The sequence below is a fragment of the Pseudomonas sp. P9_31 genome (assembly GCF_034008235.1).
Classification (GTDB): Bacteria; Pseudomonadota; Gammaproteobacteria; order Pseudomonadales; family Pseudomonadaceae; genus Aquipseudomonas.
In genome coordinates this window covers 3,458,844-3,478,306 of the sequence record NZ_CP125375.1, presented here as the reverse complement: position 1 = coordinate 3,478,306, position 19,463 = coordinate 3,458,844, and the positions used below count along the sequence as shown (strand labels likewise).

General features: G+C 59.1%; 19 protein-coding genes. 6 read left to right on the top strand and 13 right to left on the bottom strand.

Annotation, left to right across the window (positions count from 1 at the left end; genetic code table 11):
- The first annotated feature begins 21 nt into the window (after positions 1-21).
- Both zapE and QMK51_RS15200 read left to right on the top strand, forming a co-directional pair.
- Positions 22-1,140: a cell division protein ZapE gene (gene zapE, locus QMK51_RS15205; protein WP_320394523.1), complete on the top strand. Its 1,119-nt coding sequence runs from the start codon at positions 22-24 to the stop codon at positions 1,138-1,140.
- 130 nt (positions 1,141-1,270) lie between these two features.
- Entirely contained in the window at positions 1,271-1,762 is a 492-nt protein-coding gene (locus QMK51_RS15200; protein WP_258695976.1) for a GNAT family N-acetyltransferase, read from the top strand.
- Positions 1,763-1,891: 129 nt separating this feature from the next.
- Here the strand turns inward: QMK51_RS15200 and QMK51_RS15195 are convergent, their stop codons facing one another.
- Both QMK51_RS15195 and QMK51_RS15190 read right to left on the bottom strand, forming a co-directional pair.
- Entirely contained in the window at positions 1,892-3,637 is a 1,746-nt protein-coding gene (locus tag QMK51_RS15195) for a phosphoethanolamine transferase CptA (RefSeq protein ID WP_320390747.1), read from the bottom strand.
- Positions 3,638-3,834: 197 nt separating this feature from the next.
- Positions 3,835-4,017 (bottom strand): DUF6026 family protein, encoded by a 183-nt coding sequence (locus QMK51_RS15190; protein ID WP_008069248.1) that lies wholly within the window; start codon positions 4,015-4,017, stop codon positions 3,835-3,837.
- A gap of 272 nt (positions 4,018-4,289) precedes the next feature.
- Between QMK51_RS15190 and gnd the strand changes: the two genes are divergently transcribed.
- Genes gnd through QMK51_RS15175 form a run of 3 tightly spaced genes read left to right on the top strand, consistent with a single transcriptional unit; the run spans position 4,290 to position 7,608 of the window.
- On the top strand, positions 4,290-5,270 hold the full coding sequence (gene gnd, locus QMK51_RS15185) for a phosphogluconate dehydrogenase (NAD(+)-dependent, decarboxylating) (RefSeq protein WP_320390746.1): 981 nt from the start codon (positions 4,290-4,292) through the stop codon (positions 5,268-5,270).
- The gene (gene zwf, locus QMK51_RS15180) at positions 5,267-6,790 is read left to right on the top strand and encodes a glucose-6-phosphate dehydrogenase (RefSeq protein ID WP_258695973.1); all 1,524 of its coding nucleotides are present in this window, start codon (positions 5,267-5,269) and stop codon (positions 6,788-6,790) included. The genes gnd and zwf overlap by 4 nt, the downstream gene beginning before the upstream one ends.
- Entirely contained in the window at positions 6,787-7,608 is an 822-nt protein-coding gene (locus QMK51_RS15175; protein WP_320390745.1) for an HAD family hydrolase, read from the top strand. The genes zwf and QMK51_RS15175 overlap by 4 nt, the downstream gene beginning before the upstream one ends.
- Before the next feature lie 114 nt (positions 7,609-7,722).
- Here the strand turns inward: QMK51_RS15175 and nhaB are convergent, their stop codons facing one another.
- From nhaB to QMK51_RS15160, 3 genes are all read right to left on the bottom strand, one after another.
- A complete protein-coding gene (gene nhaB / locus QMK51_RS15170) occupies positions 7,723-9,225 on the bottom strand; it encodes a sodium/proton antiporter NhaB (protein ID WP_320390744.1) in 1,503 nt (500 codons plus the stop codon).
- 78 nt (positions 9,226-9,303) lie between these two features.
- Entirely contained in the window at positions 9,304-10,593 is a 1,290-nt protein-coding gene (locus tag QMK51_RS15165) for a hypothetical protein (RefSeq protein WP_320390743.1), read from the bottom strand.
- A 275-nt stretch (positions 10,594-10,868) separates the two neighbouring features.
- Positions 10,869-11,135 carry a hypothetical protein gene (locus QMK51_RS15160; RefSeq protein ID WP_320390742.1) on the bottom strand — a complete coding sequence of 89 codons (267 nt, stop codon included), beginning with the start codon at positions 11,133-11,135 and terminating at the stop codon, positions 10,869-10,871.
- Positions 11,136-11,479: 344 nt separating this feature from the next.
- On the opposite strand from QMK51_RS15160, the gene QMK51_RS15155 reads away from it, so the two are divergent.
- Positions 11,480-12,805 (top strand): sigma-54 dependent transcriptional regulator, encoded by a 1,326-nt coding sequence (locus tag QMK51_RS15155; protein ID WP_320390741.1) that lies wholly within the window; start codon positions 11,480-11,482, stop codon positions 12,803-12,805.
- Between the two features lie 68 nt (positions 12,806-12,873).
- Here QMK51_RS15155 and QMK51_RS15150 read toward each other — a convergent pair whose 3' ends face one another.
- The 8 genes from QMK51_RS15150 to pnuC all read right to left on the bottom strand — a co-directional run bounded on the left by QMK51_RS15150 (position 12,874) and on the right by pnuC (position 19,296).
- On the bottom strand, positions 12,874-14,178 hold the full coding sequence (locus QMK51_RS15150) for a hypothetical protein (RefSeq protein WP_320390740.1): 1,305 nt from the start codon (positions 14,176-14,178) through the stop codon (positions 12,874-12,876).
- Positions 14,179-14,224: 46 nt separating this feature from the next.
- Positions 14,225-14,971 (bottom strand): hypothetical protein, encoded by a 747-nt coding sequence (locus QMK51_RS15145; RefSeq protein ID WP_320390739.1) that lies wholly within the window; start codon positions 14,969-14,971, stop codon positions 14,225-14,227.
- A gap of 46 nt (positions 14,972-15,017) precedes the next feature.
- On the bottom strand, positions 15,018-15,698 hold the full coding sequence (locus QMK51_RS15140; RefSeq protein WP_320390738.1) for a C39 family peptidase: 681 nt from the start codon (positions 15,696-15,698) through the stop codon (positions 15,018-15,020).
- A 67-nt stretch (positions 15,699-15,765) separates the two neighbouring features.
- On the bottom strand, positions 15,766-16,725 hold the full coding sequence (locus tag QMK51_RS15135; RefSeq protein ID WP_320390737.1) for a heme utilization protein: 960 nt from the start codon (positions 16,723-16,725) through the stop codon (positions 15,766-15,768).
- Between the two features lie 64 nt (positions 16,726-16,789).
- Complete coding sequence (locus tag QMK51_RS15130; RefSeq protein WP_320390736.1) at positions 16,790-17,380, bottom strand: adhesin; 591 nt, start codon at positions 17,378-17,380, stop codon at positions 16,790-16,792.
- Position 17,381: 1 nt separating this feature from the next.
- On the bottom strand, positions 17,382-17,834 hold the full coding sequence (locus QMK51_RS15125; protein ID WP_320390735.1) for a hypothetical protein: 453 nt from the start codon (positions 17,832-17,834) through the stop codon (positions 17,382-17,384).
- Between the two features lie 377 nt (positions 17,835-18,211).
- On the bottom strand, positions 18,212-18,736 hold the full coding sequence (locus QMK51_RS15120) for an AAA family ATPase (RefSeq protein ID WP_320390734.1): 525 nt from the start codon (positions 18,734-18,736) through the stop codon (positions 18,212-18,214).
- Entirely contained in the window at positions 18,733-19,296 is a 564-nt protein-coding gene (pnuC, locus tag QMK51_RS15115) for a nicotinamide riboside transporter PnuC (protein ID WP_320390733.1), read from the bottom strand. The genes QMK51_RS15120 and pnuC overlap by 4 nt, the downstream gene beginning before the upstream one ends.
- Positions 19,297-19,463 lie beyond the last annotated feature (167 nt).

Sequence of the window (19,463 nt, the reverse complement as noted above, 5' to 3'; positions counted from 1 at the left end):
GATTTGCCTATACTGCCGCGCATGAATGTCGACTCTCCCTTAAGCGCCTGGCAACACGCCATCGAGCAGAAGGGCTTCGTCCAGGACGAAGCCCAGGAACACGCCGTGTGGGCGCTGCAAAAATGCCACGAAGCCTTGCATGAAGGCCGCACGCCGATCACCGGCGTGTACCTCTGGGGGCCGGTCGGGCGGGGCAAGACCTGGTTGATGGATCAGTTCTACCAAACCCTGCGCGTCCCGGCTCGGCGTCAGCATTTTCATCACTTCATGGGCTGGGTCCATCAGCGTTCCTTTCAATTGACCGGCACCGCCGACCCGTTGAACACGCTGGCGCGCGAATTGAGCCAGGAAGTACGGGTGCTGTGTTTCGATGAGCTGTTCGTCAACGACATCGGTGACGCGATCATTCTCGGGCGTCTGTTTCAGGTGATGTTCGAGCAGGGCGTGGTAGTGGTGTGTACCTCCAACCAACCACCGGATCAGCTGTACGCCGACGGCTTCAACCGCGACCGATTCATGCCGGCCATTGTTGCGATCAAGCAACACATGCAGGTCATTGCGGTGGATGGCGGGGAAGATCATCGTCTGCACCCTGGCGCCGGTGTGCAGCGTTACTGGGTGAACGTGCCGGGTCAGCCCGTCGCCCTCGGCGAAGTGTTCAAGGCCTTGACCGTCGGCCAGTCGCTGTCCAGCGATCCGGTGAAGATCGGCTACCGTTCGGTCAGTGTCATGCAGGCCAGTCAAACCGTGCTCTGGTGCCGCTACGCCGAACTCTGCGAGCAGCCTTTTGCCGCCATGGACTTCATGGCCCTGTGCGACACCTTCACCGCTATTGTGCTGAGTGAGGTACCCAACCTCAGCGCCCAAAAGCGTGAAGGGCGCATCGCCCGTGGCACTGAAGACGGTGTCGAGCGAGTGGCGGCGGGGGATCGCGAGTTGCCCCAGTTGTCGGTGCATGACGACGGCGTGCGGCGGTTCATCGCCCTGGTGGACGAATGCTATGACCGCAAGGTGCCGCTGTACCTCGAAGCGCAGGTGCCGATGGAGGCGTTGTACACCGAGGGCTATCTGGAATTCCCGTTCCGCCGCACCCTCAGCCGTTTGCAGGAAATGCAGCTAAAACGTTTTGCCCAGACTTGATGCCCGGGAGGAGGTGCAACGGGGCGAGAGGATCCGGTTGTCGGCACCCCGGCGCTCGCGATAAGGTCGCAGGACCTTTCAGTGCGCAAGAGGCGAGCTGGGGCAACTTTATGTGTGATCGAGGGTGGAAATGGAATCCGCAGAAATTCTAGTGCTTCAGGCCAGCTACTCCAACCCGGTGCATGCCGAGGCGATTTGTCTTGTATTGAACCACTACGCCGAAGACCCGATGGGCGGCGGTCACCCGTTACCCGTCGATAGATTGCAACAACTGCCGGGGGAGCTGGCCAAACGTCCCCATGCCTTCAGCGTACTGGCGTTTGTCGGCGGTGAGCCGGCAGGGCTGGTCAATTGCTTCGAAGGCTTTTCGACCTTTGCCTGTCGGCCATTGGTCAACGTGCACGATGTGGTTGTGGTGTCGAAGTTTCGCGGGTTGGGGCTGAGCCAGAAGATGCTGCACAAGGTCGAGGACATCGCACGCCAGCGCGGCTGCTGCAAAATCACCCTGGAAGTGCTGGAAGGCAATCCAGTGGCTCAGGCGTCTTATGGCAAATTCGGTTTTTCGCCAGGCATGTTCGACCCGGCGCACGGCCGGATGCTGTTCTGGACCAAAGCGCTTTAGTCCGCAATCCGCAATCTCTGTGGGAGCGAGCCTGCTCGCGAAAGCAGTGGTTCAGGCAACATCAATGTTGACTGTACCGGCGTCTTCGCGAGCAGGCTCGCTCCCACAGGTTCTGCCCCCCTCAAAGATTTACTGCTGAACGACCGCCGGAGTGGCAGGCGCGACCTTGGGTTTCATCAGGCTGAAATCGATCAACGGCCGCTGCTCACGCTCATAAGGGTTGCCGATCATCAATGGCCGAGGCTTGAAGCTGTCGCTGACCAGGCTTTTGCTGCGGTCCAGTTCATCAAAGTTCAGGCCGGCCAGATCAGCCCAAGTGTGAATCAGCTGGGAACTGCTGTACGGCCGACCCAGGTCAGCGGCAAAACTCCAGTCATGGTTTTCACGCCATTTCGGCGAAGCCCAGGCCATGAATGGAATGGTGTACATCGGCGCGGTCGGCTTGTTCTCGTTGCGGCCCAGGGTGTTGTGGTCAGCGGAGTCGAAGACGTCTTCGCCGTGGTCGGAGAGGTACAGCAGGAAACCGTTCGGATCAGCCTTGGCGTAGTCCTTGATCAGGCTCGACACCACGAAATCGTTGTACAGCACTGCGTTGTCATAGCTGTTGTACGTAGGCACCTGATCGTCACGCACGCCGTCCGGAACGCCTTTGCGGTCGGTGAACTTGTTGAACGTCGACGGATAACGGTACTGGTAACTCATGTGCGTGCCGAGCAAATGCACGACGATCAGTTTGCGTGGCGCTGCATCGGCCAGCGCCTTGTTGAACGGCTCGATCACATCGCCATCGTACTGGGCGGCGTTCTGGTTGCGGTTGTTGTTCAGGTACACCTGTTCGTCTGCCTGCTCGGAGAAGGTCGTGAGCATGGTGTTGCGTTTGGTCATGGTCTGCTGATTAGTGATCCAGAAAGTCTTGTAACCCGCCTGTTTCATCATGCTGACCAATGACGGCGTCGTCAGGTAGAGGTTCGGATTTTCTTCGTCAGCGAACGTCAGCACCTGCTGCAACGCTTCGATGGTGTAGGGGCGTGGGGTAATGACGTTATCGAAAACCGCCAGTTGGTCCTTGAGCTTGTCCAGTTCCGGGGTGGTTTCCCGAGGGTAGCCGTACAGGCTCATGCGCTGACGGTTGGTGGACTCGCCGATCACCAGCACCAGGGTCGCCGGCTGGTTGGCCATCGAGTCGGTGAGGTTCTTGAGGGGCGGGATCTTGCTGGCGCTGTCGAGCATATCTTGCATGCCGACCAGGGTCTCGAGGTAACGGTGATAGGCCACGGCCATTTGCCACGGCACCGCGGGCTCGATGCGGGTTTCGAATTTCTCGAAGCCGTCCGCCAGGCTGCCGGTGCGCGCGGTCTGCTTGATCAGTGGGTAACCGATCACGGCCAGCAGAATCGCCGTCGCTGCAATCAGCGCCTGGGCGCGTGGCAGGTACACCGGGCGCAAGCGGGTCCAAAGGAAATACGCGAACGCGGTGTGGGCGAGGAACGCCAGCACCATCCACCAGGCAAAATACTGGGTCATGTACTCGCCGGCTTCAGACACGTTCGATTCGAACATGATGAAGATGACGCTCTGGGAAAATTCCTGCTGATAAATGAAGAAATAACCCAGGCTGGCCATCGAACAGGCCCACAGCACCATGCCGATCAGCGCGGACATCACACGGGTTTGTTTGGGAAACAACAGCATCGGCGCCAGCCAGACGGCACTCATCACAAAGGCCTGGCGGAACCCGCTAAAACCGGAGGTGCCCGTCAGTTGAATCAGCAGTTGGGTGATGCCGGAAAAATACCAGAAGAACAGAAATAACCAGAGAAATCCTGCCCAGTCGAAACCATTCGCAGACGTTTTGCTGCGTTTAAACAAAGCCATTCAACACTCCAGCCGGATGATCACTTCGGCCGTCGGCACTCTCCTTGTCGCAGACGAACAAACGCCGCCCGGATACCGAGCGGCCACAATGAGCCGGAGTATCAACAAGCAGATGTGAAAACTTTGTGAGTTGCCGGAGCTGGCAGGTTTCAGCAGATCGGAAACAGCGGCGGCCGTTTCCGATTCAAGCGAGGGGATCAGGCGTGGGGAGCACGTTGGGTGACGGGCAAGGGCTGAGCCTGATTGCCTTGGGTCAGCAGGCGCAATTGCGCGACTTCCCGTTTCAACTGATCGCGCTCGTCTTTCAACTGGCGCAGTTCATCGCGACGGATCGTGACGTAAAGGGTTTGTGCTGGCAGTGCTGTATGTACGGTGCCCATTGCTCACCTCGCAAATGGCGGTATCAACTGTAAGTCGGCTCCCGAAATCGGGTGCTCACTTACTATCGGCGCCGATTTTGATTTCTTTTGCTCCTGAAGGGAACTTTTTTATTTTTCATGGTCGTTGTGTCTTCGGTGCGATTCCCGACGTTATCAATCAGGATCGGGCACAATGCCCGGAAACTTCATCCCGCCGCTCTGGACTAACTTTCACTAGTCGCGTTGGGCTATAACCTTTGACACACTTTATTTGTAGTAGGGAGCATCAGTACATGCAACTCGGGATTATTGGACTGGGCCGCATGGGCGGCAATATTGCGCGGCGCCTGATGCTCAACGGCCACACCACCGTTGTTTACGACCGCAATACCGCCTTTGTCGACACCCTGGCCGAAGAAGGCGCCACCGGCGTCGCCGATTTGCCAGCCCTGGTCGCCGGCCTGGCCAAACCGCGTGCAGTGTGGGTCATGCTGCCCGCCGGCGCACCGACCGAAGACACCATCGACACCCTGAGCACCTTGCTTGAAGCCGGCGATACCATCATCGACGGCGGTAACACCTTCTATAAGGACGACATCCGTCGGGCCAACACCCTGTCGGAAAAAGGCCTGCACTACATCGACGTCGGCACCTCCGGTGGTGTCTGGGGCCTGGAGCGTGGTTATTGCATGATGATCGGCGGCGATGCCGAGACCGTTACGCGTCTCGACCCGCTGTTCGAAACCCTGGCCCCGGGCCTGGGCGACATTCCACGCACCAAGGACCGCAAGTCCGATGACGATCGCGCCGAGCGCGGTTACATCCACGCAGGCCCCGCCGGCGCCGGGCATTTCGTGAAGATGATCCATAACGGCATTGAATACGGAATGATGCAGGCCTTCGCCGAAGGCTTCGACATTCTCAAGACCAAGGCCAGCACCAATCTGCCCGAAGATCAGCGCTTCGACCTCAACGTTGCCGACATCGCTGAAGTCTGGCGTCGTGGCAGCGTAGTGTCGTCCTGGCTGCTCGACCTGACCGCCGACGCCCTGGCGAGCGATCCGAAACTCGACGGCTATTCAGGCTCCGTGGCTGACAGCGGTGAAGGCCGCTGGACCATCGAGGCCGCCATCGAGCAATCGGTGCCCGTACCTGTGCTGTCGAACTCGCTGTTCTCCCGCTACCGTTCGCGCGGACAAGGCACCTTTGGCGACAAGATTCTCTCGGCCCAGCGCTTCGGCTTCGGCGGCCATGTGGAGACTGCGAAAAAATGACCCACGTGATCCGCAGGAAATCCAAGGCAGAACCCGCACCGCCCACCACGCTGTTTCTGTTCGGTGCCCATGGTGATCTGGTCAAGCGCCTGCTGATGCCGGCGCTGTATAACCTGAGTCGCGACGGTTTGCTGGGGAATGGACTGCGGATCATCGGCGTTGATCACAACGCCATCAGTGACGAAGCCTTCGCCAAAAAGCTCGAAGATTTCATTCGGGCGGAAGTGGCGGCCAAGGTCGGCAAGGGCGATCACGCCCTTGATCCGGCGTTGTGGGCCAAATTGGCCAAACACATCAGCTACGTCCAGGGCGACTTTCTGGATGAACGCACCTATGACGCGCTGGCGGCGAAAATCGCCGCCAGCGGCACCGGCAACGCGATTTTCTACCTGGCCACCGCACCGCGCTTTTTCAGCGAAGTGGTGCGGCGTCTCGGCGCTGCCGGATTACTGCAAGAAACCCCCGACGCGTTCAGAAGGGTGGTGGTCGAAAAGCCTTTCGGCTCCGACCTGTACACCGCCGAAGCCTTGAATGCGTGCTTGCTCAACGTGATGACGGAAAAGCAGATCTACCGGATCGATCACTATCTGGGCAAGGAAACCGTGCAGAACATTCTGGTCAGCCGGTTCTCCAACAGCCTGTTCGAAGCCTTCTGGAACAACCATTACATCGACCACGTACAAATCACCGCCGCCGAAACCGTCGGCGTGGAAACCCGTGGCAGTTTTTATGAGGTCACAGGCGCCCTGCGGGACATGGTGCCCAATCACCTGTTCCAATTGTTGGCGATGGTGGCCATGGAACCACCAGCCGCTTTTGGCGCCGATGCGGTACGCGGCGAAAAAGCCAAAGTCATCGGCGCGATCCGCCCCTGGTCGACCGAGGAAGCGCGCGCCAACTCGGTGCGTGGCCAATACACCGCCGGCGAGATCGATGGCAATCCGCTGCCCGGTTATCGTCAGGAAACCAACGTAGCACCCGACAGCACCACCGAAACCTATGTCGCGCTCAAAGTGATGATCGACAACTGGCGCTGGGTCGGCGTGCCGTTCTACCTGCGCACCGGCAAGCGCATGAGCGTGCGCGACACCGAGATCGTCATTTGCTTCAAACCGGCGCCGTATGCGCAGTTCCGTGATACCGAGGTCGAAGAGTTGCAGCCAACCTATCTGCGGATCCAGATCCAGCCCAACGAGGGCATGTGGTTCGACCTGCTGGCCAAACGGCCGGGGCCGGCGTTGAACATGGCCAATATCGAGCTGGGTTTTGCCTACAAGGATTTCTTTGAAATGCAGCCGTCCACCGGCTACGAAACCTTGATCTACGATTGCCTGACCGGCGATCAGACGCTGTTCCAGCGTGCCGACAACATCGAGAACGGCTGGCGCGCCGTGCAGCCGTTCCTCGACGCCTGGCAGCAGGACACGACGTTGCAGAGCTATGCGGCCGGCGAAGACGGGCCACAGAGCGCTGACGAGCTGCTGACCCGCGACGGTCGCGTCTGGCATAGCCTCGGATGAGTGACGTCACGCAACAACCCATCCGTTTTCTGCTCAGTGACATGGACGGCACGTTGTTGCTGCCCGATCACAGCCTCAGTCAGCGCACGATCGAGGCGGTCCGCGCCTTGCGCGAGGCCGGCGTACTGTTCAGCCTGGCCACCGGGCGTCCGCCCAAAGCCATGTTGCAGCAGATCGAAGCCCTGGGCGTCGATCTGCCGACGGCGGCCTTCAATGGCGGCACGATCGTCAACCCGGACGGCAGTTTGCTGGTTGCGCATTATTTACCGGCAACCGCAGCGCTGACAGCATTGACGCTGTTTGCCGATCAGCCGGACATTGAAGTCTGGGTGTTCAGTGGCGGTGACTGGCTGTTAAAGGATTCGAACGGTCCGATGGTCCCGCGAGAGCAGCACGGCCTGGGGTATCCGCCGGTGGTGGTCGAGACATTTGAGCCTTACCTGGCCCGCATCGACAAGATCGTCGCCGCCAGCAACAACACCGAACTGCTGATCGAACTGGAAGCGCAGTTGCTGCCCAATGTCGAAGGGCAGGCGCAGGTATCGCGTTCACAACCGGTCTATCTGGACGTGACCGCAATGCAGGCCAACAAGGGCGAGGCGCTGGCGACACTGGCCGAGTTTCTCGGTGTACCGCTGGAACAGACCGCTGCCCTCGGTGACGGCGGCAATGACCCGGCGATGTTTCATCGGGCTGGGTTGTCGATTGCCATGGGGCAGGCGGAAGAAGCGGTGAAGCGTCAGGCCGATGTGGTGACCGGGGCCAATACCGAAGACGGCGCGGCCCTGGCGATCGAGCGATACATCCTCCCCGGGTAACGACACAAAACCAAATGTGTGCGGGCTTGCTCGCGAAAGCGGTCTGTCTGTCGACATGAATGTTGAATGACACTTCGCCTTCGCGAGCAAGCCCGCTCCCATATTTGGCGAGTGTTACAGCCAGTAGCTCACCGCGTACCAACCAAGAATCCCCATCACCACGGTGTAAGGCAGCGCCATCCACACCATCCGCCCGTACGACAAGCGAATCAGCGGTGCAATCGCCGAGGTCAGCAGGAACAGGAACGCCGCCTGGCCATTGGGCGTCGCCACGCTCGGCAGGTTCGTTCCGGTGTTGATCGCAATCGCCAGGGCTTCAAAGTGCTCGCGGCTCATGTGGCCGGAGATGAACGCCTGCTTCACTTCGGTGATGTAAATGGTCGCCACGAACACGTTGTCGCTGATGGCCGACAGCAAGCCATTGGCAATAAACAACATGCCCGGTTGTTGATCGGCCGGCAGTGCCAGCACCCACTGGATCAGCGGCGTGAACAGTTGCTGATCGTGAATCACCGCCACTACCGCGAAAAAAACCACCAGCAGCGCGGTGAATGGCATGGCGTCCTTGAAGGCGTTGCCGAGGCGGTGCTCGTCGGTGATGCCGGTAAACGCGGTGATCAGCACGATCACCATCAAACCGATCAGGCCGACTTCGGCAATGTGAAACGCCAGCCCGGCAATCAGAATCAGCGCTGCCGCCCCTTGCACCAGCAACGCAGCGCGCTGACGCGAAGTACGCTCGGCGTTGTCTTCGGCGGCGTAGTTGGCCAGCACCGTACGCACGTTGTCCGGCAGCAGCGTGCCGTAGCCAAACCAGCGCAGTTTCTCCAGCAGCACGCAGGTCACCAGGCCCGCTGCCAGCACCGGCAACGACACCGGAGCGATCTTCAGAAAGAACTCGGCGAAGTGCCAACCCATTTCATGGCCGATCAGCAGGTTCTGCGGCTCGCCGACCAGCGTGCACACACCGCCCAACGCAGTGCCGACCGCGCCGTGCATCAGCAGGCTGCGCAGGAAGGCGCGGAACTGTTCGAGGTCGGCATGGTGGAGAGTGGGCAAGTGCTGGTCATCGCAGAATGAGCTGTCATGACGCGGATCGCTGCCCGAGGCGACGCGGTGATACACCGAATAAAACCCCACGGCCGCACTGATGATTACGGCGGTCACGGTCAAGGCATCGAGAAACGCCGACAGAAACGCTGACAGGAAGCAGAACATCAACGCCAGCAGCGCCTTGGAGCGAACCCCCAGCAGCAGGCGCGAGAACAGAAACAACAGCAGGTCTTTCATGAAGTAAATGCCCGCCACCATGAACATCAGCAGCAGGATCACCGGGAAGTTGTGCACCAACTCGTCATAGAGCGCCTGGGGCGTGGTCATTTTCAGCAGCAGTGCTTCGACCAGCAGCAACCCACCGGGCATCAGCGGGTAACACTTTAGCGCCATGGCCAGGGTGAAGATGAACTCCAACACCAACAGCCAACCGGCCGCCACCGGGCCGATCGTCCACAACACCAGAGCGTTGAGAATCAGGAAACCGACAATGCTCGCCTTGTACCAGCGGGGTGAGTACCCGAGAAAGTTGTGCGCGAAGGCTTGGGCCATTGAGCCGGACATCGGCTACTCCTTGTATTAAGAAGCGCGCAACTTGCCGTAAGCGCAAGGGAAGATCAAGTTCAAGAATAAGATGTCGGCCTAGTGTTGATAACGCGCGACGACCGCGCGGTAGTTTCCGTCCAGCGAATGGCCGCCGACGACGATGCAACCGTCGGCCTGCACGGCCAATGAAGTGGCGGTGTCCGGACCGCGACTCAGGCGTGTGCGAACCCAGCCAAGGCCATTGGCGAAGCTGCGGTCCAACGGCCCATTGGGTAAATACCGGGCGAGAATGAAGTCGGCTTCGACCCCGCCGACCGTCGCACCGACGGTCAGCACGCGGCCGTCCGGCTGTACCTGGGCGGCGGTCCACTGGCAGCCGCTGTGGCCAACCTGCAACAGTTTTGGCTGGCCACGATTGCAGCGAATGTCGGGTCGGCCGTTACTGTGAACGTTTAATGCGAGGCAGTGCATCGGGTCACGACTGCTGCCAAAACACTGCAAATGACCCTTTTCGTGCTGGACGATCTGGCAGACTTGAGCGCTTTGGCCCTGTACTTTGAAGGTCATGAAACCCTCCACGGCGAAACCGTCGTCCAGCCGGCCATCGGTGTGATAGCGCGCCAGCAAACCCTCCTCGGGAAAATTGATCGATCCGCCGACCAGGATTCGGCCATCGCGTTGCACCATCAGGCTGTTGAGCCAGGTGTTCATCAGCAAGTGCCGGACCATGACGAAACCGCGTCCGTTGAAAGTGCTGTCCAGCGAGCCGTCGGCGTTGAGCCGTATCAGCATGCCGACGTGATCGGCCAGTTCGAAGCGATGATTGGCCAGCAGCAGGATTCGACCGTCGTCCTGCACACAGGCATCACAGGCTTCGGTGCCCGGTACACCGGGCGGCAACCAGGCGTCGCGAGCGCCCTGGGAAAGATTCCCCGGCAGGCGCACCACGCAGCGGCCATGCTCACCAAAACCCTGGACCGGGCAGCCTTGCGGATCAAACATCGCCAGGGCGGGCAGCGTACGGTGAGCATTTTCATAGTGCAGACCGGCCACCAGAATGTGCCCGTCGGCCAGCACCCGCACCGTGCCCGCCATAGCCTCGTAGCCGTGGGCGAACTGCCCGATGACGCTGCCTTGTTTGCCGAATGCCAGATCCGCCGAACCGTCCTCAAGCAGGCGGGCCAGTCCAAAGCGGCTGCCACCTGGCGTGCCGACCTTTGCCGCTACCAGCAAGCGGCCAGCGTGGTCAATCGCGACGCCATTGGCCATGCTGGAAGTACTGCCGGCGAAATACACTTGAGTTTTGCCGGTGACAGCGAAACGCGTATCGAGTTGCCCTGCACCATGGACGGTTGCAGGTAAGGCAAAAGCAGTCTGGAGTGACATGCACGCATCTCCTTGCCAGTCGTCCTTGTCCGGGTGCCCGGAGGGTGACTGCATGAGCTGAACATTCAATCCCTGAATGCGCTGATGCACAACTGCCATTACTCTCAGGAGGCAGGGCGTTTTGTGCCAGAACAGTGTCTTTTCGAACCACTGACAAGCCTGCCAAGTAATCTGACGAGTTAGAAGATGAAACAGATGGGGGGTGACTGTAAAAAAACGTCAACTAAGGGGGGAAGAGGGGACGCGGATTACCGAGCGGTAATCCGCGAAAACGCTTAGTGCGGCATGGACCACGATTGCAGCGTGTAACCTTCCTCGCTCAGCTCGGCGCGGGCTTGTTCCAGCAAGTGTGCGAGTTGCTCCGGATCGGAATAGGCGCTGCTTGGAATTTGTTTGCGGCTGATGCGAGTGTTAGTGCGATCGATGACGGTCAGGCTGAGCTCGCCATTACCGTCTTGTGGTGCCCAGGCCACGCATTGAAAGGGTTGGAATGCGCGGTCGGCAATCAAAAGAGCTTCGTTGATACGGAGCGGGGCGTTCATGGGATCTTCTCTCTGTATGCCCAATCAAGTGATGTGCCGTCGGTTGGGCTTACCGTTCGGCTGGTTACTTGTACTGATGCCCGCAACCCGGGGTTGGGTCACACACAATCAAAAGAATTTTCAACTTTCTTTCATGGCTTCGATATTCAGACTGTTTCTGAAAGCTGAATGAAAGGTTCAACTCGTTAGGCAACTAACCAAATAAATACTTATAACTAATAGGCCAACGACCCTATAAGCAATCGATACAAGCCCGCGTCAATATTTTGCTAGTGTTACAGCCAAGTCCGCCAAATGACTGTTTTTGATAATATTTCCCAATAATTTGGCGCCAAGGAACAGTCATGATCGAAGCGCCTGCCTTACGACGTCTGTTAGTAGTGGATCCTTGCGACGACTGTCACCGTTTGCTGCCGGGTTTACGCGCTGTGGGTTGGGATGTTGACAGCTGTACCCTGGAAAACGCCGCCGAACGAACCTGTGACGTCGGCCTGTTGCGTTTGCAGCCCTTTCATCTGGAGCGCCCGGAGGCCGTCAAGGAACTGATCACCCGTAGCGGTACCGAATGGATCGCCGTGCTTAATCAGGAAGTCCTGCGAATGCAGAATGTCGGGGACTTCGTCTGTGAATGGTTTTTCGACTTTCATACCTTGCCGTTCGATGTCTCACGGGTTCAGGTCACTCTGGGGCGAGCGTTCGGCATGGCGCGCCTGCGTGGCCAGGGCACGGTTCATATCGATCAGCCTGAACACGAGCTGCTCGGCGACAGCAAACCGATTCGCGAGCTGCGCAAACTGTTGAGCAAACTGGCGCCCACCGAATCTCCGGTGCTGATCCGCGGCGAAAGCGGGACCGGCAAGGAAATGGTCGCCCGAACCCTGCATCGACTGTCCCAGCGTCACAGCAACCCGTTCGTGGCGATCAACTGCGGCGCGATCCCCGAGCACTTGATCCAGTCCGAACTGTTTGGTCACGAGAAGGGGGCTTTTACCGGTGCCCATCAGCGCAAGGTCGGGCGGATCGAAGCGGCTAACGGCGGAACGCTGTTTCTCGATGAAATCGGTGATCTCCCCCTGGAATTGCAAGCCAATCTGCTGCGCTTTCTGCAGGAAAAACACATCGAGCGTGTCGGCGGGCATCAGCCTATTGCGGTGGATGTGCGGGTATTGGCGGCGACACACGTCGATCTTGAGGAGGCCATTGAGAAGAAACGCTTTCGCGAAGATTTGTACTACCGCTTGAACGTCCTGCAAGTGGTCACCGTGCCGCTGCGTGAGCGTCATGGCGATCTCTTGATGTTGGCCAACCACTTTTCCCACTTTTACAGCCATGAAACCGGTCGTCGTCCTCGCAGTTTCAGCGAAGACGCGCTGATCGCCATGGGCAAGCATGACTGGCCGGGCAATGTCCGCGAATTGGCCAACCGTGTACGTCGTGGGCTGGTATTGGCCGAAGGGCGGCAGATCGAGGCGCGAGACCTGGGGCTGATCAGTCAACACGCCATCGCTACGCCAATGGGCACCCTTGAAGACTACAAGACCCGCGCCGAACGCCAGGCGCTGTGCGATGTATTGAACCGGCACAGCGACAACCTGAGCGTCGCCGCCCGAGTCCTGGGCGTGTCGCGGCCGACCTTTTACCGATTGCTGCACAAGCACCAGATCCGCTAGGGCGGGTGAAACGAAAAGGCCCGCTGCGACATCCATCGCAGCGGGCCTTTTCCATTGGGGTGAAGCGCTCAGAAGTAGTACGGGAATTTCAGACTGAAGGAAAAGTCCGGGGCATCGTCCGTCATGCCGATGGACAGGTTGGGGACGATGGTCAGGTTGTCGGAGGCCGCAATGGTCATGCCGACGTTGAAGTAGCCGGCGTTCGCGTCGCTGGATACCACGGACTCCCAATCCCCGCCATCCTGTTTGAGCTTGCTTTTGCGTTGCACCAGATCAGACACCGAGAACGACATACTCATCTTTTCGTTCAGGGCGAACGCGATACCCGCGCCGATCTGGAAGCTGTCGCCGATGCGCACCTTGCCCGGGACTTTCTGATTAACGGTGGAACTGATGTCGTCGAAGGATTCTTCGAAGTTATGGGTGTAAGAAAGGCTACCGAACAAGACTGCCGGATCGTAGGTCTTGACCAGCGAGATGCCGGGGCTGATTGACCAGACACCGTTGCCGGTCGGCAGGGTATCAGGCACGAACAGGTTGGTATTGGCGTCGGTCTGGCGCAGCTTGATCCCGAACGGGTCCTTGCCGGTCGGCGCCTTGACGCGCAAGGTGAGCACCGCATCCGGGGTGTTGATCGACTCGTCCATGAACTTGTAGGCGATGCCGAAGTTGACGTCGCCCAGCGTCGGATCCCGAGTGACCGTTTCTTCGCTGGTCACGCCCGCCGCACCGTTGTTGGCCCCGCCGGACTGATAGGTCGATTCGCGGTACACCACCGGTACGTTCAGGTCGAACTGCCAGCGATTGTCGAAGTTGTAACGACCGGTGAGGTCCAGCGTCCAGGTATCGGCCTTGATCCGGTCCAGGTTGATGTTACCCAGGAAGATCGAGTCCAGTGCCAGGAAGCCGTTGAGGATCAGCTGACGGGTATCGTAACGCGAGTAGGTCAGCCCGGTTTCGAGGCTGAACTTGCCACCGCCGAAGAACCCGCTGGCCTCGTCATACAGGTTGGACACACTCTGTGCCGGTTGAGAATCATCGGCCAGGGATTGTCCATAGGAACTGCCACTGCCGGCGGCGCCTCCTGAAGCCGCAGCCGCTCCCGTCCCTGTGGCCACTTGCTGGTTGCCTTTCATGTCGGCTGGCGACTTGGCCAGGCGTTTAGGCGGTGCCGCCGCCGGTTGGTCCTCTACCTGGCGGACCCGTTGTTCGAGTACCGCCAGGGCTTTTTGTTGTACTTCGTATCGTTGCTTGAGCTCCAGAAGCTCCTGTTTCAAAGCCGCTACGTCCGCATCGGGCGCTGCTTGCAGCAGCGCCGACGGGAACAAAGTGCTCAGACAAACGATCGCGCGCAGCGGTACTGACCGATACATGATAAGCCCTTCCCCATGAAGCCCAATGATCGAACATCAGCGTAGTTCAATATCCCATGCTGCGTAGTGCATTGAGTTGACTCAGATTGCAGTTGACTGCTCCGGCATTTCGACCATTGTTATTCAGCACCACATTAAGCTGCGTCAGGTTATTGACCCTGTTGCTGTTGCCCAGAAGCCGGGTGTTCTGCACCAGCCCCCCCTGAGCCACCTGTTGCCTGGCCGTGCCTTGGTTGTTGTTGGCCTGGATGGCCATTTGCACGCCACCACCGGTGCCCGACACCGCGACGCTGCCGGCGCCATTGCTGTCGGTAATGGTTTGCCCGCTCCCCAGTGCCTGCCCCTGGACGGGATTCGGCGCCGGCGCTTGGTTGGCCTCCTGGACGTTGAGGGCGACATTGTTGTAAGCGGTATTGCCGTCACCGGCGGCGCGCACACTTTGGGTGACACCCTGGGTGGTGGTCAGTCCCGCGCCACCGATCACATTTCCGGTGCCCGATAGCGGCTTACTGCCGTTACCGGTTTCCTTGATGGTCGACACGTAAAATTGGGGTTTTACGGTAGAGGCCTGGATCTGCATGGCCGTCGTCGCCCCGATCAGGTCGCCACTGGCATTGCGCCAGGTAGTGCTCATGATAATACCGAAGCTGATGATCCGCCCCGGCATGACGTAACGACCGCGTAGCTCGGCGAGCTCCTGGTCCTTGAGTTCGATGGGTTTGAATCCTGCATTGGCGTAACCCGATGCGCTTGCTGCCAGGCAAGCGGCGGCCAGCCAGTATGAGGTTTTCATTTGCAGCTCCCGGGGCGTCCAGCCCTCACTATCATCAGTTGGCGAGTTAGAAGAAGTCGCTCTGTATGAAGCCAAAGTCCATCAATTCAGCATCTTTGACCGGGTTGAAAGTATCCAGCTTGTTCTTGGCCGTCAGCGGTTCCGGTGGACTGCGCAATGCATTGGTTTTGTCGTAACCGGGACCCACGATCGCAAAGACAATGCCGTTCCAGCCTTTGACAAAGTCATCATGGGGATAGCGTTTGTGCCCAAGCACCGGGTCGCCGATATAGACCCAGTCCTTGTCCGCCCGCTGCAACACCACGAAATGCTTGTAGCCGCGAATTTCCATCAGTACCACCACCGGAATGGTCACCGCTTCGAGTTTCTCGGGCGGTATCCGGTAGCCACGAGCGCGCATGCCGATTGCTTCTATGTAGCGCTTCATGTCCAGCATGGAGAAACCTTGAGTACGAACAAGGTTCTGGTCAGCGTTGACCAGCATGCCTTTGATGATGTGTTCCTCATCGACATCGAGCCAGTAAGCCTGGCGCAACACCGTGGCCAGTGCGGCAGCGCCGCAGCTGAAATCGGTTTTCTGTTCGACGATGTCGCTGAACTTGCGCTCACGCACGCTTTGTACCTGCTTATAAACCAGCATGCCGCCAGGTAAGGCAGCGACCGGCATCTGGGCCGCCTGAGTCAGGCCACACAGACATAGCAGGGCGAAAAAGGCTGTCGTACGCATGATCGATACGCCTTTGCGGAACCGTGGAAAAAAAGCCCCGTTGCCGGGGCTTTCATTTCGCTCGCGATTACAGGCAGGCTCTGCAGCCAGCAGCGATGGACAGCGAGTTGCTTTGTTGGTTGCCCACACCCGCCGATACGTTGGCGCCGCCGTTGCCGGAGAAGCCGTTCATCGAGCCGGTCATGCTGGCGTTGTTCACCACAGGGTTTTTCCAGCCGTCTGGAGTCAGCACTTGATGGGTGGTGACGCTAGATAGATCGAAGGTGCCCACTGCTGTGAATTTGAACTTGTCGTCATCGTGGCGACGTCTGCTATCCCAGCCACCTTCGTCTTCAATCGTACCGCTACCTTTGGCCTTGAAGGTGCCTGTGGAGGTGGTAGTGTCGGTGAGGGTGGTGACGACGTGGGTCCGGTCCGCTTTGTTGTCCACATTCAGACCGGTGGTTTCCTGATACGCGTCAGCCGAGGCTGTTGCTACGCGTCCGCCGGACACGGCAATCGCCAGGTTGTTTTTCTGTTGGTTGAAGTTACCGGCAGTCACGTTCATGCCAATGTTGCCGGAGCCGTTGTTGCCCGCATTGTCGAGCGTGGCGTTATTTTGGGTAGAGCGGTTTTTGACGTAGTTGTCGGTGTTGTACTGATACGCGTAGGACGTTGCAGTGGCAGAACCGAAGATGAAACTTTCATCGGCGGTAGCCAGCGCGGCGGCGTTGTCTTGTTGGTTGCCGTCACCGGCAGCCACGTTGGCGCCCATATTGCCATTGGAGCTGTTGAGCGAGTCGTCGGCATTGGCAGTGTTTTTGGTGCCTTGGTTGAGTACCGAGTTGCCGCTGCTGTCCTGTGTGTCCCCTACATAGGCGTTGGCGGCGGAGTCGATTGACAGTTGCTGTTCCCAGGTTGGGCCTTTGGGGCCGTGATGGTGGTGGCCGTGACCGCGTCCGCGATCGTTATCGCCGGCTTGTGCAGCCATCGCCATGACGGCTGCCAGGGCGAAGACGAGAGGCTTGAGAGCCATTGTGGGTTTCATGGTGATTCTCCGTGCTTATTAGTTGGTTAAGTGTTGGTTACTTTCTAATCGCACTGCGTTCGGGTCAGTCAGAGACCCGTATGCTCAGGGTGTTAGCCATTCGGTTCCCCACCCCGGCACTCTGGTTCACCTGAATCACTCCTCGGCTGCCGGTGAAGGCCTGGTCGCTTGTCACGACCTGGCGGCTGCCTTTTGAAGCGTCAGTTGCCCCTGAGCTTGGTAGCAACGCCACGTTCTGTTGAGAAAGGGCGCTATCGTCGACGCTTTGCGGCGCAGCACTGATGCTGATGCGCATTGCGTTGGCCATCTGGTTGTTGGCCCCGGCGCCCTGGTTGACGCCCAGTGCTCCGTTGCCATGACTGAAAGAGGTGCCGCCGATGGTGGCCGTCGCGTTCATCGACGGGTTGGCGGGCGTGTCGAGTTTCTGGATCACGCGTGTGGTCGCCGAGGCATCGGTGCCGATGGCGATGGCGCGGGTATTGGTTTGTTGCTGTTGATCACCAGCCGCCTGGTTGACGTTGAAGTTGCCTTTGTACTGGGCGCCGGAATCCTGGATGTTGGCGGTGTTGACCACCGGAACGCTGGAGTCGGCCATGGCGCTTGCACTGACACTGGCACTGACGAGCAGGGCGAGCAGGATCGGGGAACGACTCATGTCATTGACCTCCCGCCAGTCTGCCCAACGGCGCGAGGCCGGAACTCATGGCATGGTTGATGGTTCCCGAAATCGCGCCACCGCTGCCGCCCCCGTGACCAACGCTCATGCCGGGCATGCCGTTGGGGTTGGTGACGACATTGAGGCTGCCGGGAACGCTCCCGTTCTGATTGACGTTGTTGCTGATGGACGAACCGCTGGCCACGCTGGCGAACTCACCATCGCTCAACTCGGTGTTGCTGAGCGTCGAGGTGACACGCTCCGAAGGGTTGGCGTTGACCGTGGTCGGGTAGGGGTCTTTCTGGAAGGCCGGCCTGCCGATGGCATGGGGCTGTACATCACGGGTGAGAACGATGACGCCATTGCCTTCAGCCTGAACGTCGAGGCTGAGCACTGAAGCGGCGGCACATCCGAGCAGCAAGAGGCGCGTCAAGCCTTTATGAAAAGTCCCCACGGCGGCTATTCCTTCTTTGTTGGGGGCTGGCCCTAGTCAGCCTTGTGAAGGAGAGAGCGAAAGCCGTGCCGCTTTTTGATAATTGTTTTGATTCAAAGGGTTATCGATCAAGCGCAGTGGATCGATGATTGAGCTGTTTCAGGTCTGAGACAACGCAGGGTGCTGCAATGGGCTGAAGGGAAGGTAAAGCTCTGGATCCAAGGGTTTGCGCTGTGGTGTACCAGCGCGTTAACACATGGCATGACAAGATGATGAATGGGGTTGAAACGGGCTGTTCGAGAGGGGAGGTGTGTTTCAGAAACGGACGCATTTGCAAAAATACTGCAACAAATACTGGGGGTATTGGCCAGTGCCCGTCAGCTCCCCACAGGTTCTGATTAGCGCCCAAGCAGCAAAGTAACGGCTTGCAACGCCTGGGCCCGGCGTTCAGTCCAATGGCCTTGAATCACTTGAACAGGCTGTCGATGCTGCTCCAGCCATGCATGGGTCGCGTTGAAAAAGGCCCGGCGCTCATCCAGTTCGGGTTGACACCGCTGACCATCGTCGGTCCAGTCGACGAGTTCGGGAGACAGCAGCAAGTGCAGGTCGTAATGCCGAGCCAGCAACGCCTGTTCGAGCCAGGCCGGACAATCGCCAAACAGGGTTTGGCTCCACAACATATTGCTCAGCAAGTGAGTGTCGAGAATCAGCAGCGGCGGCTGAAAAGCTCGGGCGTCATCTTCCCATTGCAGCTGTCCGCGAGCGATGTCGGGGATATCGGCCAGGCAAGTGTCTCGCGCCTTCTGCTCAATGAACCAGCGTACGTATTCGCCCACCAGAGCGCCGCCGAATTGCTGTTGCAGTTCGGCGGCCAGCCAGCTCTTGCCGCTGGATTCGGGGCCCGTGAGTACCAGCACTTTCATGTGCGCAATGCCGGGTCGGCGCGCCACGTCCGCCAGCCTTGCACCGCCAGCAGTGCGAACACCCCATAGAGGCCGGCGGTGAGGTACAGCGCTTTATAGATGAACAGGCCGACGAAGATTACGTCCAGCGCAATCCACAGCGGCCAGCATTGCAGACGTTTTTGCGCCATCCATAACTGCGCCACCAGGCTGAAACCGGTCAACGCCGCATCGAGCCAGGGCTGAGCGGCATCGGTCCAGTGGGCCATCGCGGCCCCCAGCAGCAGACTGCCGACCGCGCCGACGGCCAGACCGAGCGCTATCGATTGTCCATCGAGCTGGCTGACCTGCCGCCCGTCATGCGTCGCGCCCGCACGGGTCCACTGCCACCAGCCGTAGAGCTGCAAGGCGGCGTAGATCACTTGCAGCAGCATGTCCGAATACAGCTTCACCTCGAAAAAAATCCAGCTATACAGCAGCACCATGACCAGGCCGATTGGCCAGCACCAGGGGTTCTGTCTGACCGTCAACCAGACGGCGATCACGCCGAGGGCGGCGGCAAACAGTTCAAGCCCGGACATGGAGGTTCCTTGGTGTCGTAGAAATGAGGGGGGCGAATTGTACCCGGAAAAACCGCGTTATCGTTCATCGCGAGCAGGCTCGCTCCCACATTGGCTCAGTGATGCTCACAAGAAATGAGCAACGCCGATTAAGTGTGGGAGCGAGCCTGCTCGCGATGGGGCGACTG

What these genes read in the sequence shown, in the direction of transcription:
- QMK51_RS15175 (WP_320390745.1), top strand. Translation starts at nt 6,787, where the DNA reads ATGAGTGACGTCACGCAACAACCCATCCGTTTTCTGCTCAGTGACATG.
- gnd (WP_320390746.1), top strand. Translation starts at nt 4,290, where the DNA reads ATGCAACTCGGGATTATTGGACTGGGCCGCATGGGCGGCAATATTGCG.
- QMK51_RS15190 (WP_008069248.1), bottom strand. Translation starts at nt 4,017, where the DNA reads ATGGGCACCGTACATACAGCACTGCCAGCACAAACCCTTTACGTCACG.
- zwf (WP_258695973.1), top strand. Translation starts at nt 5,267, where the DNA reads ATGACCCACGTGATCCGCAGGAAATCCAAGGCAGAACCCGCACCGCCC.
- QMK51_RS15150 (WP_320390740.1), bottom strand. Translation starts at nt 14,178, where the DNA reads ATGTATCGGTCAGTACCGCTGCGCGCGATCGTTTGTCTGAGCACTTTG.
- QMK51_RS15195 (WP_320390747.1), bottom strand. Translation starts at nt 3,637, where the DNA reads ATGGCTTTGTTTAAACGCAGCAAAACGTCTGCGAATGGTTTCGACTGG.
- QMK51_RS15120 (WP_320390734.1), bottom strand. Translation starts at nt 18,736, where the DNA reads ATGAAAGTGCTGGTACTCACGGGCCCCGAATCCAGCGGCAAGAGCTGG.
- pnuC (WP_320390733.1), bottom strand. Translation starts at nt 19,296, where the DNA reads ATGTCCGGGCTTGAACTGTTTGCCGCCGCCCTCGGCGTGATCGCCGTC.
- zapE (WP_320394523.1), top strand. Translation starts at nt 22, where the DNA reads ATGAATGTCGACTCTCCCTTAAGCGCCTGGCAACACGCCATCGAGCAG.
- QMK51_RS15135 (WP_320390737.1), bottom strand. Translation starts at nt 16,725, where the DNA reads ATGAAACCCACAATGGCTCTCAAGCCTCTCGTCTTCGCCCTGGCAGCC.
- QMK51_RS15160 (WP_320390742.1), bottom strand. Translation starts at nt 11,135, where the DNA reads ATGAACGCCCCGCTCCGTATCAACGAAGCTCTTTTGATTGCCGACCGC.
- QMK51_RS15155 (WP_320390741.1), top strand. Translation starts at nt 11,480, where the DNA reads ATGATCGAAGCGCCTGCCTTACGACGTCTGTTAGTAGTGGATCCTTGC.
- QMK51_RS15130 (WP_320390736.1), bottom strand. Translation starts at nt 17,380, where the DNA reads ATGAGTCGTTCCCCGATCCTGCTCGCCCTGCTCGTCAGTGCCAGTGTC.
- QMK51_RS15145 (WP_320390739.1), bottom strand. Translation starts at nt 14,971, where the DNA reads ATGAAAACCTCATACTGGCTGGCCGCCGCTTGCCTGGCAGCAAGCGCA.
- QMK51_RS15165 (WP_320390743.1), bottom strand. Translation starts at nt 10,593, where the DNA reads ATGTCACTCCAGACTGCTTTTGCCTTACCTGCAACCGTCCATGGTGCA.
- QMK51_RS15140 (WP_320390738.1), bottom strand. Translation starts at nt 15,698, where the DNA reads ATGCGTACGACAGCCTTTTTCGCCCTGCTATGTCTGTGTGGCCTGACT.
- nhaB (WP_320390744.1), bottom strand. Translation starts at nt 9,225, where the DNA reads ATGTCCGGCTCAATGGCCCAAGCCTTCGCGCACAACTTTCTCGGGTAC.
- QMK51_RS15200 (WP_258695976.1), top strand. Translation starts at nt 1,271, where the DNA reads ATGGAATCCGCAGAAATTCTAGTGCTTCAGGCCAGCTACTCCAACCCG.